This window comes from Streptomyces sp. NPDC051555, from assembly GCF_044454405.1.
Classification (GTDB): Bacteria; Actinomycetota; Actinomycetes; order Streptomycetales; family Streptomycetaceae; genus Streptomyces.
Genome location: NZ_JBITDP010000003.1, coordinates 165,752 through 182,500, shown reverse-complemented (window position 1 = coordinate 182,500; position 16,749 = coordinate 165,752). Strand labels below are relative to the sequence as shown.

The following is a 16,749-nucleotide window of genomic DNA, read 5'->3' as shown; positions in this document are numbered from 1 at the left end:
CCAGACGGTTCTCATCTCGCCCGCGCGTTGCTACGGTGCGCCAGACCTGACGGCACATCAGATCTCGGAGGCCCCGGCATGCGCGCACTCGTCGCCGCCGCCATCGGGCTGGCCGCCGCGCTGGCCCTCGTCCTCACCATCACGGCGATCGGGGTCCCGGACGGCACGACCTCGCCCAAGCCCCTGCTCACCACGATCCCCTCCGCCCCCGGAAAGTAAGAGGAGGCCCGGCCATGCGACGCAGAGCGAGCCTCGTCCTGCTTGCCCTAGCCGTGTTCTGCACCGCCCTCGCACCCCTGCTGCGCTGGTACGCGTACCCCCGCCTCGCCAAGATCCCGCCGAGCCAGTACCAGGAGATGGTCCTGGAGGCGAAGAACGCGACGCTGCTCGACTACAACAACGGCATGGAGCCCAAGAAGGTCGACAAGGTCACGATCATCCAGACCCTCAAGGGCGACGTCGAGGCGTCCAAGGAGATCGAGGCGAGCGCGGGCAAGGACGTGGTCGTCTGGGACACCCTGACCTACATCGCGGGGCCCGACGGCAAGATGGTCTCCCAGATCCCCGAGCGCTACATCTTCGACGCGCACACCCAGGACCCGGTGCACGCCACCGGCGAGATGGTCGACGGGGATCCGGTCAAGCGCGAGGGCATCGAGTTCAAGTGGCCGTTCTTCACCGAGCCGCGCGACTACCTGTACTTCGACGCGCAGACGCGCACCTCCTCGCCGATCCACTACGTCGGCCCGCGCGGCTTCCGTGGCCTGGACGTCTACTACTTCGAGATGACGGTCCCCTGGACCAAGGTCCCCATGCCGAAGAAGATGCCGATCCCCGGCATCGACCCGACGAAGATCGAGGAGCAGACCGGGACGTCGCTCTGGTACTCGGCCACCATGAAGTTCTGGGTCGACCCGGTGACCGGGGCGCCCGTCAACGCCGAGCAGAGCATCCAGCAGGAGATGCGCGGCGGGATCGCGGCCGCGCGGCCCGACGGCAAGCTCACCGCCTTCGCCGGAGACGTGAAGATCCGGCCCGACTACCTCGACTACACCGTCGACCTGGTCAAGGCGAACCGCACCAAGGTCCTCGCGCTGCACACCTACGGGCCGGCGGGGCTGCTGATCGTGGGCCTCGGCCTGTGCGGGCTCGCGCTATGGCTGGAGGCGCGCGGGCGCCGGCGGCGCGGGACGGACGACGACCCCGAGCCGACGCCGGCGCCCGTTCAGGCGGCCGTTTAGGAGCGCCGCAGCCTGTTGTTGGTGTGGCGGGTGGGTTCGGCGGATGCCGGGTCCTCGGGCCAGGGGTGGCGCGGGTAGCGGCCGCGCAGTTCGGCGCGCACGGCGCGGTAGCCGTCCTGCCAGAAGGACGCCAGGTCGGCGGTGACCGCCGCCGGGCGTCCGGCGGGCGACAGCAGGTGGACGAGTACGGGGACCCCCGCGACCAGGGGCGTGCGCGCCAGCCCGAACAGTTCCTGGAGCTTGACCGCCAGGACGGGCTGGCCGTCGCCGTAGTCCACCCGGATCCGGGAACCGCTGGGGACCTCGATCCGCTCCGGGGCCAGTTCGTCCAGGCGGGCGGCCTGCCCGGTGGCCCAGGGCAGCAGCCGGTTCAGCGCCTGGCCCGCCTCGATCCGACCGAGGTCGGTGCGGCGCCGGGCGCGCGAGAGCTCGGGCTCCAGCCAGTCGTCCGCCCGGGCCAGGAGCACGTCGTCGCGCGCGACGTCCGGCCAGGGGGCGCCGAGGGTGCGGTGCAGGAACGCGAGGCGGGCCCGCAGGGTCCGGGCGTCGGCGGACCAGCGCAGCAGGCCGAGGCCGTCGGTGCGGAGCCCGTCCAGCAGGGCGGCCCGGACCCGGCCCGGGGCGGGGTCACGCAGCGGGCGCACGGTCAGCTCGATCGCGCCGAGGCGGTGCACGCGGCGGGCGCTGACGTCGCCGTTCTCCCAGCGGACCTCCTCGGCGTCGGCGGACAGCAGATGGGCCGCGGCCGACCGGGCGGTGTCCTCGTCCAGGAGGGCGGCGAGGCGGATCCTGGCGGAGGGGGAGTGGGGCGTGCGGTCGGCGACGGCCACGGCCAACCAGGGGGCGTTGCGCAGGGGGGAGCCGTCGTTCAGGTCGGCGCCGGTGCCGTTGGCCATGAGGTAGGAGCCCTCGGCCTTGCGCTGGGCGACGCGCTCCGGGAAGGCGAGCGCGACGATCAGTCCGGCGACGGCATCGTCCCCGAGGCCTCCGCCCTCGCCGACCGGATGCGCGCGAGTCGTCCCCTCGGGCGGCGCCTCGATCGCCTGCGGGGTCGGGTGCGCTGCTCGCGCCGTCCTTCCCTCCGGGGGCGCCTCAAACGCCGGCGGGGCTGGATGGGGTGACGCCTGTGCCGTCGTGGTCGGCTCGTTCGTGGGCGTGGGCCCGGCCGGATCCGGCCTCGCCGGCGTTTGAGGCGCCCCCGGAGGGAGGGCTCGGGTCAGGCGGTGGGATTCGGTGCGCCAGCGGGGGGCGTAGGCGTCGCCGCCCCGGCGGGCCCGACGCCATGCGGCGGCCAGGTCGTCGCCGTACTCACGCGGCGGCTCCTCGCTCAGCAGGGCCACCACCTCCGCCGCCCGACGCACGCCGACCTCGGCCGCGCCGTCCAGCAGGGCTCGGGCCAGCCGCGGGTGCAGGCCGAGGCGGGCCATCGCGTGGCCCCGCGGACCCACCCGCCCGGCCCGGTCCACCGCGTCCACGGCCGCCAGTACCTCCCGGGCCGCCGCCATCGCACCGGCCGGCGGCGGGTCCAGCAGCGCCAGCCCGGACGCGTCCGGATCACCCCAGCAGGCGGCCTGGAGCGCGAACTGGGCCAGATCGGCGATCCGGATCTCGGGGGAGGGGAAGGCGGGGAGCCGCCCGTCCTCCGCCTCGGCCCAGCAGCGGTACACCGCCCCCGGCGCCTCGCGCCCGGCCCGGCCCGCCCGCTGGCGCGCCGACGCGCGGGACGCCCGTACGGTCGCCAGCGTGCCCAGGCCCCGCGCGTGGTCCACCCGCGGCTCGCGGGCGAGCCCCGCGTCCACCACGGTCCGCACCCCCGGCACGGTCAGGCTGGACTCCGCCACCGCCGTCGCCAGGATCACCCGGCGCCGCCCGTCCCCGCCCGCGAGCACGGCGTCCTGGACCGCGGCCGGAGCCCGTCCGTGCACCTGGAGCACCTCGGCGTCCACCGCACCCAGCTGCCCCGCGACCCGGGAGATCTCGCCGACCCCGGGCAGGAAGCACAGCACGTCCCCCGCCCGCTCGGCCAGCGCCCGCCGCACCACCGCCGCGACGTGGGTCAGCAGGGCGGGGTCGACGCGCATGCCGTGCGGCGGGCGCACCGGACGTACCGGCGGGGCCCACACCACCTCGACCGGGTGCGCGACCCCGGCGGCCTCCACCACCGGCGCGTCCCCCAGCAGCCGGGCCCACCCGGCCGCGTCGGTGGTCGCGGAGGCCGCGAGCAGCCGCAGCTCCGGGCGCAGGGTCGCCCGTACGTCGAGGAGGAAGGCCGCGACGGTATCGGCGTCCAGGTGCCGCTCGTGGCACTCGTCCAGGACCACCACGTCCGTCCCGGCCAGCTCCTGGTCCCGCTGGAGGCGCTGGAGCAGCACCCCGGTGGTCACCACCTCGACCCGGGTGCCCGGGCCCACGACCCGCTCGCCGCGCACCGTGAAGCCGACCGAGTCCCCGACGCGCTCGCCCAGCAGCCAGGCCATCCGGCGCGCCGCCGCCCGGGCGGCGATCCGTCGGGGCTCGGCGACGATCACCTTGCGCGCGGGGCCGGCGCCCACCAGGCCGGCCAGGACCAGCGGGACCAGCGTGGTCTTGCCGGTCCCGGGCGGCGCGCACAGCACCGCCGTGCCGTGCGCGTCGAGCGCCGCGACCAGCGCGGGCACGGCCGCGCCGACCGGGAGGGATTCCAGGGCGGAGGTACGGGGGACGGACGCCATGGGTCAGCCGCGCTCGCAGACGAAGATCGCGGTGCCCGGGATCAGGTTCCCGCGCAGCGGGGACCAGCCGCCCCATTCCTGGCCGTTCCAGGCGGGCCACTCGGGCTCGACGAGGTCGACGAGGCGGAAACCGCCCGCGACCACGTCCCGGACGCGGTCGCCGAGGGTGCGGTGGTGCTCCACGTACACGGCGCGGCCCTGCTCGTCCTGCTCGACGTACGGGGTCCGGTCGAAATAGGAGGCGGCGACGGAGAGGCCCTCGGGCCCGGGCTCGTCGGGGAAGGCCCACCGGACGGGGTGGGTGACGGAGAAGACCCACCGGCCGCCGGGGCGCAGCACGCGGTGCACCTCGCGCATCACGTTCACCGGGTCGGCCACGAAGGGGACCGCGCCGTAGGCGGAGCAGGCGAGGTCGAAGGAGCCGTCGCGGAAGGGCAGCTTCCCGGCGTCGGCCTCGACCAGCGGGACGTCATCGCCGATCCGCAGGGCGTGCTGGAGCTGGCGGTGCGAGAGGTCGAGGGCCACCGGACGCGCGCCCTGGGCGGCCAGCCAGCGCGAGCACTGGGCGGCGCCCGCGCCGATCTCCAGGACGTCGAGCCCCTTCAGGGACGAGGCGGGGCCGAGCAGGCCGGCCTCGGCCTCGTCCAGGCCCTCGGGACCCCAGACGAAGCGGTCGTCCCCGAGGAAGGCGCCGTGGTCGCTCTGGTACTCGTCGGCGTTGCGGTCCCACCAGCTGCGACTGGCCCGGCTGCTCTCCGCCTCCCCGGCGGTACGGCGCGTGGCCTCGGCGTCGTCGTCCCCGGCGGACGTTCCCGCTTCGTACGCTTCTTCGGTGTCGTAGTCCTCTTGGTTCATGGGGCCCGTCGTCGTAGTCTTCGAAAAAGAGGTAGGGAGCCGGTCATCACGGGTTCCCCGCCTACGAATTGTGCCGGTCATGTGGCGTTCTGCCCCGGGTGTCCGCCTTCGCGCATTGACCCTGTCCGGCTGCCCCCGTATGCTACAAGTTGCGCTGCGAGCCTGCGCTCCTCAGACCTAGCAGGCTGCGCTCGCTTCTGTTGTAGTCCCCTCGGTTTTCGAGGCTCCTCTTCGCTCCTCGGAGCGTTCCGGAGACCTCCTTGGCTGTCCGGTCATAGGCAGATGGCGATAAGGGCTCCCGGCGTAGCAGTACCTACGACTTTCTGTCCGTAACCGGAGCCCTTTCCCACATGACGAGCAGCACCGAGACCACCGCCACCACTCCTCCGCAGGTAGCGGTCAACGACATCGGCGACGCGGAAGCGTTCCTCGCGGCGATCGACGAGACGATCAAGTACTTCAACGACGGCGACATTGTCGACGGCGTCATCGTCAAGGTGGACCGGGACGAGGTTCTCCTCGACATCGGTTACAAGACGGAAGGCGTGATCCCCAGCCGCGAGCTCTCGATCAAGCACGACGTCGACCCGAACGACGTCGTCAAGGTCGGCGACGAGATCGAGGCCCTGGTTCTCCAGAAGGAGGACAAGGAAGGCCGTCTGATCCTGTCCAAGAAGCGCGCTCAGTACGAGCGCGCCTGGGGCACGATCGAGAAGATCAAGGAAGAAGACGGCATCGTCACCGGTACCGTCATCGAGGTCGTCAAGGGTGGTCTCATCCTCGACATCGGCCTCCGTGGCTTCCTGCCGGCCTCTCTCGTCGAGATGCGTCGCGTCCGCGACCTCCAGCCCTACGTGGGCAAGGAGCTCGAGGCGAAGATCATCGAGCTGGACAAGAACCGCAACAACGTGGTCCTGTCCCGCCGCGCGTGGCTCGAGCAGACCCAGTCCGAGGTTCGCCAGACGTTCCTCACCACCCTGCAGAAGGGTCAGGTCCGCTCCGGCGTCGTTTCCTCGATCGTCAACTTCGGTGCCTTCGTGGACCTGGGTGGCGTCGACGGTCTCGTCCACGTCTCCGAGCTCTCCTGGAAGCACATCGACCACCCGTCCGAGGTTGTCGAGGTCGGCCAGGAAGTCACCGTCGAGGTCCTCGACGTCGACATGGACCGCGAGCGCGTCTCCCTGTCGCTCAAGGCGACGCAGGAAGACCCGTGGCAGCAGTTCGCCCGGACGCACCAGATCGGCCAGGTCGTCCCGGGTAAGGTCACCAAGCTGGTTCCGTTCGGTGCGTTCGTCCGCGTGGACGAGGGCATCGAGGGTCTGGTCCACATCTCCGAGCTGGCCGAGCGCCACGTGGAGATCCCGGAGCAGGTCGTCCAGGTCAACGACGAGATCTTCGTCAAGGTCATCGACATCGACCTTGAGCGTCGCCGGATCTCGCTGTCGCTGAAGCAGGCCAACGAGTCCTTCGGTGCCGACCCGGCCTCGGTCGAGTTCGACCCGACGCTGTACGGCATGGCTGCCTCGTACGACGACCAGGGCAACTACATCTACCCCGAGGGCTTCGACCCCGAGACCAACGACTGGCTCGAGGGCTTCGACTCCCAGCGCGAGACGTGGGAGCGCCAGTACGCCGAGGCGCAGGTTCGCTTCGAGCAGCACCAGGCGCAGGTCATCAAGAGCCGCGAGGCCGACGAGGCCGCTGCTGCCGAGGGCGCTGCCGCTCCGGCCGCCAGTGGCAACACCGGTGGCGGCGCGAGCCTCTCCGGTGGCGGTTCGTACTCCTCCGAGGGTGCGGACGAGACCTCCGGCGCCCTGGCGTCGGACGAGGCCCTGGCCGCGCTGCGCGAGAAGCTGGCCGGCGGCCAGAGCTGATCGCAGCGCACGGCGGCGCGCTCCGGCGCGCGGCTGAGCTGAGCTGAGAACGACGAGGCCCGTCCCCTTCGGGGGGCGGGCCTCGTCGCATGTGCGGGTTCCGTCGTGCGCCCCACGACGATCCCGTGGCGTGTCCCTCGACGGTCCCGTGGTGTGTCCCCCCGATGAACGGTGGCGGTTTCCCCCCGATGGGCCGCCAACTGGGGAATGGCAGCGCCTCCTTGAACGTTCTTGGCAGAGAACGAGACGAAGGGGAGTGGTGACGGTGCTTGATCCGCAAGGCCTGTACGAGTGGGATGCGAAGGGTCTGGCCGTGGTGGACCTGGCGCTCGCCCAGGAGTCCGCCGGGCTGGTCATGCTCTACCACTTCGAGGGGTACATCGACGCGGGTGAGACCGGCGAGCAGATCGTCGAGCGGCTGCTCGACGCCCTGCCCCACCAGGTGGTGGCCCGCTTCGACGCGGACCGGCTCGTGGACTACCGGGCCCGGCGCCCGCTCCTGACCTTCCAGCGGGACCACTGGAGCGACTTCGATGCCCCCGCCCTGGAGGTCCGGCTGGTCCAGGACGCCACCGGCGCGCCCTTCCTGCTGCTGTCCGGCCCCGAGCCGGACGTGGAGTGGGAGCGCTTCGCCGCGGCCGTCGAGCAGATCGTGGAGCGCCTCGGCGTCCGGCTCTCGGTGAACTTCCACGGCATCCCGATGGGCGTCCCGCACACCCGCCCCGTCGGCATCACCCCGCACGGCAACCGCACGGACCTGATGCCCGGACACCGCAGCCCCTTCGACGAGGCGCAGGTGCCCGGCAGCGCGGAGTCCCTGGTGGAGTTCCGGCTGGCCCAGGCCGGACACGACGTTCTGGGCGTCGCCGCGCACGTACCGCACTACGTCGCCCGCTCCTCGTACCCGGACGCGGCGCTGACCGCCCTGGAGGCGATCACGGGCGCGACCGGCCTGGTGCTGCCGAGCGTGGCGCACGCGCTGCGCACCGAGGCGCACCGCACCCAGACGGAGATCGACCGGCAGATCCGGGAGGGCGACGAGGAGCTGGTCGCCCTGGTGCAGGGCCTTGAGCACCAGTTCGACGCGGCGGCCGGAGCGGAGACGCGGGGCAACATGATCGCGGAGCCCGCCGAGATCCCCTCGGCGGACGAGATCGGCCGCGAGTTCGAGCGCTTCCTCGCGGAGCGCGAGGGCGAGGGCTGAGGGCGCGCGAGGGCCGAGGGGGAGGGCCCGTTCGGGGCTCCAGGCCGCCGCAGTAGGCTGCGGGCCATGCTGAAGGTGGGCCTGACGGGCGGAATCGGTGCCGGCAAGAGCGCGGTCTCACGACTGCTGGCGGGGTACGGGGCGGTGATCGTGGATGCCGACCGGATCGCGCGAGAGGTCGTGGAACCGGGCTCGCCCGGGCTCGCGGCGGTGGTGGCGGCCTTCGGGGAGTCGGTACTGGCTCCCGACGGCGGCCTCGACCGGCCGAAGCTCGGCTCGATCGTCTTCGCCGACCGGGAACTCCTGGGCACCCTGAACGCGATCGTGCACCCGCTGGTGGGCGCGCGCTCGGCCGAGCTGGAAGCGGCCGCGGGCCCCGACGCGATCGTCGTGCACGACGTACCGCTCCTCACCGAGAACGGCCTGGCCCCGCTGTACGACCTGGTCGTCGTCGTGGACGCGGCGCCGGGGACCCAGCTGGCCCGGCTGACCGCACTGCGCGGCATGGACGAGGGCGAGGCGCGGGCCCGGATGGCGGCGCAGGCGACCAGGGAGCAGCGGCTGGCCGTGGCGACGCTCGTCATCGACAACGACGGGCCGCTGGCGGCGCTGGAGCCGCAGGTGCGCAAGGTGTGGGAGGAACTCACCGCGCGCGCGGCCGCTCCCCGGGACTGAACGGCGGCGCGAAGGCCGGTCCCGGGCGGCGCCGGCGAATGATCTCGGGTCCGTGGCGCGACGACTTCGGGTCCGTGGCGCGACGACTTCGGGCCCGCGGCGCAACGGCCTCGGGCCCGTGACGCGACCGGCCTCGGGTCCGTGGCGCAACGACCTTGGGTCCGTGGCGCGTTGAAGGCCTCCGGAGAGGGAAGGAATCCCATCGTGTCCGACACCACGCCACCGTCCGCGTCCGTACCGGAGCCCGGGTCCGAGTCCGAGTCCGGGCGGGAGCCGGTGGCCGGTGCGGGGTCCGGCAGCCCGGAGACCCACGTCATCGACTTCCGGGCCGCCGAGCAGCTGCTCGCGGCCCGGGACCCGAGAGGCGCGGTGAAACTGCTGGACTCGGTGATAGCCGCCCATCCGGAGAACACCGCCGCCCGACTGCTGCGCGCCCGCGCCTTCTTCGCCGCCGCCCAACTGAGACCGGCGGCCCTGGAGTTCGAGCTGGTCCTGGAGCGGGAGCCGGACAACGCCTTCGCCCACTTCGCGCTGGCCCGCACGCACCAACGGGCCGGCCGGCCGGAGCGCGCCCGCAGGCACTTCCGGCTCGCCGCGGCCCTGGACCCGCAGCCGGAGTACCTCCGGGCCGCGGCCTTCGAGGACTAGGGGGTGTCCGACGGATGTGCGTGTTTCAGCGGTGCGGAGGCTCGTACGGTGGGACGTCGCGCCCCGGCTGGTAGTGCGGACCCTGGTGGATGTGGCGCACGATCATCGCCATGTCCACGCTCACCAGGAGCAGGAACGCGCCGCAGAACGCGGCCCAGGCCGGCTGCCCGGCGGCCACGAAGGCGGCCGTGCCTGCAGCGGCCCAGAGCAGGCCCCACACGCTGAGCCAGAACCGCAGTCGCAGCGGGCTGCGCGCGGTCACCGGTTCGTTCCCGGTACGCATGGCCATCGCCTCGGATCCGTCGCCCGACCGGCCGTCTTTCCCTGTCCGTCCATGGTCCCACGCGCGGTGCGTCAGGGGTTCAGCTTGTGCACGGCGGTGGTGGTCGTCTTCTTGAAGGCGGTCACGGGAGCGTCGGCCAGCACCCCCATCTGGCCCCACTTCACGACGGTCACCGTGGATCCGTCGCGCCCGATGCCGTAGAGGTGGACGCCGGGCTCGGAATCGGGGATCGAGGTGTGCACGCCGTACACGTGCGCCCCCTCCTCGACCCGGATCGGGCCGTAGTCCTGCCAGGAGGCCGTCCCGCCCGGGGTCGCGCGCAGCCAGTCGGCCGCGCAGGCGGCCACCTTCCGCTCCAAGGCGGTCGCCAGCTTCTTGGCCGCCGCGTCGGAGGCGGTGCGCACGGAGACCTGGACCGCGCTGGTGTCGAGGTCCGTGCCGAAGGCGCGGTGCCAGCTGCCCGCGGCGGGCAGCGCGCCGTCCAGGCAGAAGGGTGCGGACTCCGGGAGCCCCTTGGTGACCTTGCCCTGGGTCCAGGGGGAACTGGGGTGCGGTGGCAGATCGGTACCGGCGAGGAAGCCGGGTGCGGTGGCGGCCGGGGCGGCGACGGCCGGGGCGGACGCGGTGAGCGCGAGCGCGGCCGCGGCTGCGGCGGCGAGGACGGTGGCCGAGGCGGTGGCGGTGGCGCGTCGGAACATGGGCGGACTCCCCGAGGTCGGTGGGTCGGTAGGGCGGTGGAACGGGACGGTCTTGGTCGCCGGGCCCGTGCAGAGCGGGCCGTCGGGACAGCCATACCCCGGTCGGGCCCTGGTAATGCGAAGGTCAACACCCCAGGTCAGCGGCATTGTCAGTGGTCGCACCTAGACTCGTTGGCAGTGGTATGTGTGGTGACATTCGTGGTGCATCCGTGGTGACGAGTCCGGGAGGGGGGAAGGCGATGGCGCAGGCGCAATCGGAGCAGCGGCTCCGGCGGGCGGACCGGACCGTGCCCGGGCCGCCCGCCGCCCTGTTGCGCCATGCCGCCCTGTTCCTGCCGGACGCCGTTCCGCGCCGGAGCCGGATCGCCTTCTGGTCGCCGGCCGGCGAGGAGCTGCCCGATCCCGCGGAGCTTCCCGGCCTGCCGGACCTGGTCCGCGAAGCGCTGGGCACGGTGCATCCCGCGGGCAACTCCCTGCGGACCCGGACCGTGCCCTCGCTCGTCCTCCCGCTCGCCGCCGCGCTCCCGTTGCTCGTCGCCGCCCCGCACCGCCCCGCCGCCCACCCGGCCACCCGGGCCTGGGGCACCGCCGCCCGCCAGGCCCTCGCGCTCGTCGCGCGGGGCCGGCTGCTCCCCGGCCTGACCCCGGAGGGCGTCGACGCCTGGCGCGTCGGCCCCCTGGACGGCGAGGACATCGCCTACCTCCGCGCGGTCGCGGCCGCCCTGCCGTACGAGGGGCACGCCGCGCCGCTGCCCGGGCGCCGCCCGCTGCTCCTGCCCGAACCGGAGGCCCTGGTCCGCGCCTTCCTCGACGCCGTCGCCGACACCCTGCCGCGCACACCGGCCGCGCCGGTCGCCGCCGGGCGCCCCTTCGCCTCGGTCGAACCGCAGCAGGTGCCGGGCCTGCGGGAGTGGGCGGCGCAGGTCGCCGCCGGGGCGGACGCGGGGGTGGGGATCTCGCTACGGCTCGACCTCTCCTCGTACCGGCTCTTCGACACCGAGGAGGAGACCGGGCGGGACACCGGGCGGGACGCCCGGCAGGACGCCGCCGAGGTGCGCCGGGCGGGTGCGGCCGTGGTCCAGGTGCACAGCCTGGCCGATCCGACGCTGGTCGCCGACGCGGGCGCGCTGTGGGCGGGTACGGCCACCGACCGGTTCGGCCCGCGGGCCCGGGTCGACGCGGTGCTCGCGCTGCGCCGGGCCGGCCGGGTGTGGCCGCCGCTGTTGCGGCTGCTGGAGCAGCCCGTGCCCGAGGCGCTGGCCCTGTCGGACCCCGAGCTGGAGGACCTCCTGGGCGTCGCCGCGACCCGGCTCGCCGCGGCCGGGGTCGGCGTGCACTGGCCCCGGGACCTGGCCCGGACGCTGAGCGCGAGTGCCGTCGTACGGTCGACCGCGCCCGGTTCGGCCACCGACGGGACCGCCTTCTTCGACGCGGCCGGGCTCTTCGCCTTCTCCTGGGAGCTCGCGCTGGGCGGGGACCGGCTGACCCCCGGCGAGATGGACGCCCTCGCGCAGGCCCACCGTCCGGTGGTGCGGCTGCGAGACCAGTGGGTGCGGGTCGATCCGGACCTGGTCCGCAAGGCCCGCAAGCGGGAGCTGGGGCTGCTGGATCCGGTGGACGCGCTGGCGGCCGTACTGACCGGCGAGGCCGAGGTCGAGGGGGAGCCCGTGCCGGCGGTCGCGGTGGGTTCGCTGGCCGCCCTGCGCGACCGGCTGACCGGGGAGCTGACGCCGCTGCCGCAGCCGCCCGGGCTGCGGGCCACCCTGCGCGACTACCAGGCGCGCGGCCTGGCCTGGCTCGACCTGATGACCTCGCTCGGCCTCGGCGGCTGCCTCGCCGACGACATGGGGCTGGGCAAGACCGTCACGCTGATCGCCCTCCACCTGCACCGGGCCCGCCCCGAGCCGACCCTGGTGATCTGTCCCGCGTCCCTGCTCGGCAACTGGCAGCGCGAGATCGAGCGGTTCGCCCCCGGGGTGGCGGTGCGCCGCTTCCACGGGGCGGGGCGCAGCCTGGAGGGCCTGTCCGGCGGTTTCGTCCTCACCACCTACGGGACGATGCGGGCGAGCGCCTCCCGGCTGGCCGGTCAGGAGTGGGGGATGGTCGTCGCCGACGAGGCGCAGCACATCAAGAACCCGCATTCGGCGACCGCGCGGGCGCTGCGCACCATCGGCGCACCGGCCCGGGTGGCGCTGACGGGCACCCCCGTCGAGAACAACCTCTCCGAGCTGTGGGCCCTCCTCGACTGGACCACTCCCGGTCTGCTCGGCCCGCTGACCGCCTTCCGGGCCCGCCACGCCCGGCCCGTGGAGCACCAGCAGGAGGAGGACGGCGGCAATGAGGCCGCGGTGGCCCGACTGGCCGCGCTGGTACGGCCGTTCCTGCTGCGCCGCAAGAAGTCGGACCCGGGGATCGCGCCCGAGCTGCCGCCCAAGACGGAGACCGACCACCCCGTCTCGCTGACCCGGGAACAGGCCTCCCTCTACCAGGCCGCGGTGGACGAGGCGATGGCCGTGATCGAGGCGAGCGAAGGCATCGAACGCCGCGGCATGATCATGAAACTGCTGGCCTCGCTCAAGCAGATCTGCAACCACCCGGCGCAGTACCTCAAGGAGGAGCGGCCCCGGATCGCGCACCGTTCCGGCAAACTCGCCCTCTTGGACGAGCTGTTGGACACGATCGTGTCCGAGGGCGGTTCGGTGCTGGTCTTCACCCAGTACGTGACGATGGCCCGGATCCTGGAGCGGCATCTGGCGGCCCGCGGGATCCCGGCCCAACTGCTGCACGGCGGGACTCCGGTGGCCCGCCGCGAGGAGCTCGTGGACCGCTTCCAGGACGGCGAGGTCCCGGTGTTCCTGCTGTCGCTCAAGGCCGCGGGCACCGGCCTCAACCTCACCCGCGCCGGACACGTCGTCCACTACGACCGCTGGTGGAACCCCGCCGTCGAGGAACAGGCCACCGACCGCGCCTACCGCATCGGCCAGACCCAGCCCGTCCAGGTCCACCGGATCATCGCCGAAGGCACCGTCGAGGACCGCATCGCCGAGATGCTGGAGGCCAAGCGGGCCCTGGCCGAGGCGGTCCTCGGATCGGGCGAGACCGCGCTGACCGAGCTCACCGACCGCGAGCTCGCCGACCTCGTCTCCCTGCGCAGGCGCTCGTGATCACCGCGCGCGACGACCTGCGCCGCACCTTCGAATCGCTGCCCGCCGGGGCCGGGGCCGCCAGCTGGTGGGGGCGGGCCTGGGTGGCCGCACTGGAGGAGCGCTCCGGTGACGCGGCGCGCCTGGGGCGCGGGCGGGCGTATGCGCAGGACGGGCACGTCGACGCGGTGACGGTCACCCCCGGGCGGATCGTGGCGTACGTGCGGGGCAGCCGGGCCCGGCCGTACCGCACGGAGCTGGCCCTGACCGTCTTCACCGAGGAGGAGTGGGACGAGCTGCTGGAGGACACGGCCGCCCAGCCGGCGGCTCTGGCCGCGCTGTTGGAGCGCGAGGTTCCGCAGGCCCTGGCCGACCGGTTGTTGCCGGGCGCCGGGGACCTCGTGCCGCAGTGCTCCTGCCCGGACGTCGGGCGTCCGCCGTGCAAGCACGCCGCCGCGCTCTGCTACCGCGCGGCCCGGTTGCTCGATGAGGACCCGTTCGTCCTGATGCTGCTGCGCGGCCGGGGCGAGCGGGACCTCCTCGACGAGCTGGCCCGCCGCAATGCCGCGCACGCCGCCCGTGAACGGCCCGTGGCCGAAGTCGACTTCCCCGGCGTCCCGGCGCGCACGGCCGTGCACCACACCACCCGGGCGCCGCTGCCCGCCCCGCTCGACGCACCGACCGTCGGCGCCGCCCCCGCCTACCCGGACGAGCGGGGCGCCCCGGATCCGCTGGCCCTGGACCAGCTCGCCTCCGATGCCGCGGCGCGCGCCCACGCCCTCCTCGCCACCGGCGAGGACCCGATCGCCGGCCTCACGCTCTGGCAGGACGCGGTCCGCCTCGCCACCGCGCAGCCGCCGACCTCGGGCCTGGCCGCTTCCACCCGCGCCCTGTACCGCGATCTGGCCGCCGCCACCGGGCGCTCACCGGGCGAGCTGGCCCGCGCGGTGTCGGCCTGGCGCCAGGGCGGCTCGGCGGGGCTGCTGGTGCTGGAGGAGGAGTGGGACCCGCCGGCGGGCCCCTTCGACCGGGCCCGCCCGGCGTTGTCGGCCGCGGGGCGGGGTCCCTTCCGGCCCCACCGCAACCGCCTCAGCGGGCGCACCTCCCAGCTCCGGCTCGGTCGCGACGGCCTCTGGTACGCCTACGAGTCCGAACCGGACGAGGAGGACTGGTGGCCCTGCGGGCCGCCGTCCCCCGACCCGCTCACGGCGCTCGCCACCCTCCGCTGACCCGGCCCCCGGCTCAGGTCCCCGGCAAGGAGGCCGCCCAGCGGGTGAGGGTGGTGAAGTCGCGTGCGCGCAGGCCGTGACGGGGGCGGATGCGCAGGAGGAGGGACGGCGCCGGGTGGTGCGCGCGGGCCCAGGCGCGGTCCTTGGCGGTGATCATGTCGTCGACCCAGGCGAAGGGGCGTCCGGCGGCCCACTCCAGGAGCGGCCGGGTCTTCCAGTAGAGGCCGTCCGGGTCGTGGGCGAAGAGTTCCGGCCACTCGATGACGGGAAGGTCGCCGGGCAGCCCGATGTGCGGGGAGATCATCGTGTTGGCCTGGTGCATCCAGGTGGTGGCCCAGGCCAGTTCGAAGGGCAGGGCCTGGAGGCGCGGGCCGTGCGTGGGATGCAGGCGGACCCGCAGGCCCCGGCGCGCGCTCGGCGAATCCGGGGCGCGGCGGGCCATCCAGAGGGCCGGGTGCATCCGGTGCGTGGTGTATCCGTGCAGCCCTGCGAGGCGCGACCGGAACGGGTTGAGCGGGCCGTCCACATCGAGGAGCAGCAGTGGTCTGTCCATCATGAAGTACGCACTACCCAGTACACGATGGAGTGAAATGCCTACCGGCGCTATAACCCGAACGGGTTCAGGGCGTTGTTCCGGATGCGGGTGCACACCCGCGAACTCCTCCGGAAGGTAGGGACACTGATGCGAAGCAGTCGTCGAAATGGCTTGATCGCGGCGGTGGTTGCGGGAGGTGGCCTGGCCGCCGCGAGTGTGGGGGGCCTCGCCCACGCCGATGCGGACGCGGGCGGTTCGGCGCAGCGCTCGCCGGGGCTGCTCTCGGGGAACGTGGTGCAGCTGCCGGTGCACGCGCCGGTGAACGTGTGCGGCAACACCGTGAGCGTGGTGGGCCTGCTCAACTCCGCCGCGGGGAACCGGTGTGCCAACGCGGGTCCCGGCGAACATCCGGATCCGCGCCCCTCGCATCCGTCGGGCCCGTCGTCCGCGACGGGCCCCTCCCGGCAGGGTGCCGGGCACGGCGGGGGAGCGGCCGGCGGCGTCGGAGCGCTCGCGGAAGGGCGCGGAAAGGATTCGCCTGGCCTGCTGTCCGGCAACGGGATCCAGCTGCCGATCGATCTCCCGGTGAACATCAGCGGCAATGCGGTGAGCGTCGTCGGCGCCGGCAACTCCGCCGCGGGCAACACCTCGGTCAACGGAGTTCCGCCCACCGTCGGCAAGCCCGTGCAGCCGCCCGCGGTGGTGCGTCCGGTCACCCCGCCCGCGCCGCCCCGGGTGACGGGTCCCGCGCTGGCCCACACCGGCGCCGACGGGCTCGACTACCTGATCCCGGGCAGCGCCGCACTGCTCCTCGGCGGGGCCCTGCTCTACCGCCGCTCCCGCTCCCGCACCAGCTGAGCGGCCTGCGCCGGGCCGGACCGCCAGGAGGCGAGGACCGCCTCGATCCGCGGGGCGAGCCGGGCGCGGGCCTCGAACCGCTGGACGCCCGCCATCAGCAGGGCGTCGTACTCCGTGTCCTCGTGCCGGATCGCCGCGCGGACCGCCACCGAGACGGCCTGCTCGGACAGGGCCCGGCCCGCCGCGCTGCGGCCGACCCGCCCGCTGCCCCGTAGCGAGGCGTGCGCCGCGATCGCCAGGGCGCGCTCCGGCGGGCACCCGGGGAACAGCCGCGCTATCTCGGCGGCGAAGAGCGCGGTGAACCGGGTGTCCTCGGCGGCCCGGCGCAGCCGGTCGCGGGCCCGGCGCCGGGCCCGCGCCTCGGCGTCCGCGAGGCAGGCGGCCTCGGCCCGGGCGAGCGCCGGCTCCTCGACCAGCAGGCCCTGGCGCTCGTGGCGGCGATGGCGCTTGTTGAAGCGGACCACCACCGCGCACAGCGAACTACCCGTCCGCGCCCGGCGGGTGAGGGCGGCGTCCCCGCGCGGCAGGTAGACGAGGTGTCCGAGGTCGGCGCAGTCCAGGCAGCGGGGAACACCGGACGGGCGGACGAGGTGCGGGAGCGGGCCGTTCCCGCACTCCGCGCAGCTGATCCGCTTGAGCGACTCGAAGACGACGAGGTCCATACAGGTGTGATACCGCCGCAGCGGCCCCCTATCACCTGGGAGCGCCCGGCAGTTGTCCCCTTGAAGCTCCCTCCCGAGCCCCCCCGCGTTCCCCCCCCCGGAGCGGTCCGAGGCCCCCACCCCGGACCGCTCC

The 16,749-nt window shown here is 74.0% G+C and carries 15 protein-coding genes; 9 read left to right on the top strand and 6 right to left on the bottom strand.

The window, feature by feature from the left end:
- Positions 1-78 precede the first annotated feature (78 nt).
- Positions 79-219, top strand: a complete 141-nt coding sequence (locus ACIBEA_RS09260; protein WP_385777984.1) for an SPW_0924 family protein — start codon at positions 79-81, stop codon at positions 217-219.
- 14 nt (positions 220-233) lie between these two features.
- Positions 234-1,241 (top strand): DUF3068 domain-containing protein, encoded by a 1,008-nt coding sequence (locus ACIBEA_RS09255; RefSeq protein ID WP_399259223.1) that lies wholly within the window; start codon positions 234-236, stop codon positions 1,239-1,241.
- Here ACIBEA_RS09255 and ACIBEA_RS09250 read toward each other — a convergent pair.
- Together ACIBEA_RS09250 and ACIBEA_RS09245 are read right to left on the bottom strand one after the other, a co-directional pair.
- Positions 1,238-3,952, bottom strand: a complete 2,715-nt coding sequence (locus ACIBEA_RS09250) for an ATP-dependent RNA helicase (protein WP_399259222.1) — start codon at positions 3,950-3,952, stop codon at positions 1,238-1,240. The two genes, ACIBEA_RS09255 and ACIBEA_RS09250, sit on opposite strands and share 4 nt — an antisense overlap.
- A 3-nt stretch (positions 3,953-3,955) precedes the next feature.
- On the bottom strand, positions 3,956-4,807 hold the full coding sequence (locus ACIBEA_RS09245) for a class I SAM-dependent methyltransferase (RefSeq protein WP_399259221.1): 852 nt from the start codon (positions 4,805-4,807) through the stop codon (positions 3,956-3,958).
- A gap of 350 nt (positions 4,808-5,157) precedes the next feature.
- On the opposite strand from ACIBEA_RS09245, the gene rpsA reads away from it, so the two are divergent.
- From rpsA to ACIBEA_RS09225, 4 genes are all read left to right on the top strand, one after another.
- A complete protein-coding gene (gene rpsA / locus ACIBEA_RS09240; protein WP_399259220.1) occupies positions 5,158-6,681 on the top strand; it encodes a 30S ribosomal protein S1 in 1,524 nt (507 codons plus the stop codon).
- 265 nt (positions 6,682-6,946) lie between these two features.
- Complete coding sequence (locus tag ACIBEA_RS09235) at positions 6,947-7,885, top strand: PAC2 family protein (protein ID WP_399259219.1); 939 nt, start codon at positions 6,947-6,949, stop codon at positions 7,883-7,885.
- A 66-nt stretch (positions 7,886-7,951) separates the two neighbouring features.
- On the top strand, positions 7,952-8,560 hold the full coding sequence (coaE, locus tag ACIBEA_RS09230; RefSeq protein ID WP_399259218.1) for a dephospho-CoA kinase: 609 nt from the start codon (positions 7,952-7,954) through the stop codon (positions 8,558-8,560).
- 276 nt (positions 8,561-8,836) lie between these two features.
- Positions 8,837-9,208 (top strand): tetratricopeptide repeat protein, encoded by a 372-nt coding sequence (locus tag ACIBEA_RS09225; protein WP_399259531.1) that lies wholly within the window; start codon positions 8,837-8,839, stop codon positions 9,206-9,208.
- Between the two features lie 25 nt (positions 9,209-9,233).
- Here ACIBEA_RS09225 and ACIBEA_RS09220 read toward each other — a convergent pair whose 3' ends face one another.
- Together ACIBEA_RS09220 and ACIBEA_RS09215 are read right to left on the bottom strand one after the other, a co-directional pair.
- The gene (locus ACIBEA_RS09220) at positions 9,234-9,491 is read right to left on the bottom strand and encodes a DUF6343 family protein (protein ID WP_399259530.1); all 258 of its coding nucleotides are present in this window, start codon (positions 9,489-9,491) and stop codon (positions 9,234-9,236) included.
- A 71-nt stretch (positions 9,492-9,562) separates the two neighbouring features.
- Entirely contained in the window at positions 9,563-10,189 is a 627-nt protein-coding gene (locus ACIBEA_RS09215; protein ID WP_399259217.1) for a hypothetical protein, read from the bottom strand.
- A gap of 239 nt (positions 10,190-10,428) precedes the next feature.
- On the opposite strand from ACIBEA_RS09215, the gene ACIBEA_RS09210 reads away from it, so the two are divergent.
- The gene (locus ACIBEA_RS09210) at positions 10,429-13,353 is read left to right on the top strand and encodes a DEAD/DEAH box helicase (protein WP_399259216.1); all 2,925 of its coding nucleotides are present in this window, start codon (positions 10,429-10,431) and stop codon (positions 13,351-13,353) included.
- Positions 13,350-14,561, top strand: a complete 1,212-nt coding sequence (locus tag ACIBEA_RS09205) for an SWIM zinc finger family protein (RefSeq protein ID WP_399259215.1) — start codon at positions 13,350-13,352, stop codon at positions 14,559-14,561. Before ACIBEA_RS09210 ends, ACIBEA_RS09205 begins: the two co-directional genes overlap by 4 nt.
- Positions 14,562-14,574: 13 nt before the next feature.
- Here the strand turns inward: ACIBEA_RS09205 and ACIBEA_RS09200 are convergent, their stop codons facing one another.
- Complete coding sequence (locus ACIBEA_RS09200) at positions 14,575-15,117, bottom strand: hypothetical protein (protein WP_399259214.1); 543 nt, start codon at positions 15,115-15,117, stop codon at positions 14,575-14,577.
- Between the two features lie 162 nt (positions 15,118-15,279).
- Here ACIBEA_RS09200 and ACIBEA_RS09195 point away from each other — a divergent pair, with 162 nt between their 5' ends.
- Positions 15,280-15,954, top strand: a complete 675-nt coding sequence (locus ACIBEA_RS09195; protein ID WP_399259213.1) for a chaplin — start codon at positions 15,280-15,282, stop codon at positions 15,952-15,954.
- Here ACIBEA_RS09195 and ACIBEA_RS09190 read toward each other — a convergent pair.
- Positions 15,924-16,616, bottom strand: a complete 693-nt coding sequence (locus ACIBEA_RS09190; protein WP_399259212.1) for a DUF2293 domain-containing protein — start codon at positions 16,614-16,616, stop codon at positions 15,924-15,926. The two genes, ACIBEA_RS09195 and ACIBEA_RS09190, sit on opposite strands and share 31 nt — an antisense overlap.
- Positions 16,617-16,749 lie beyond the last annotated feature (133 nt).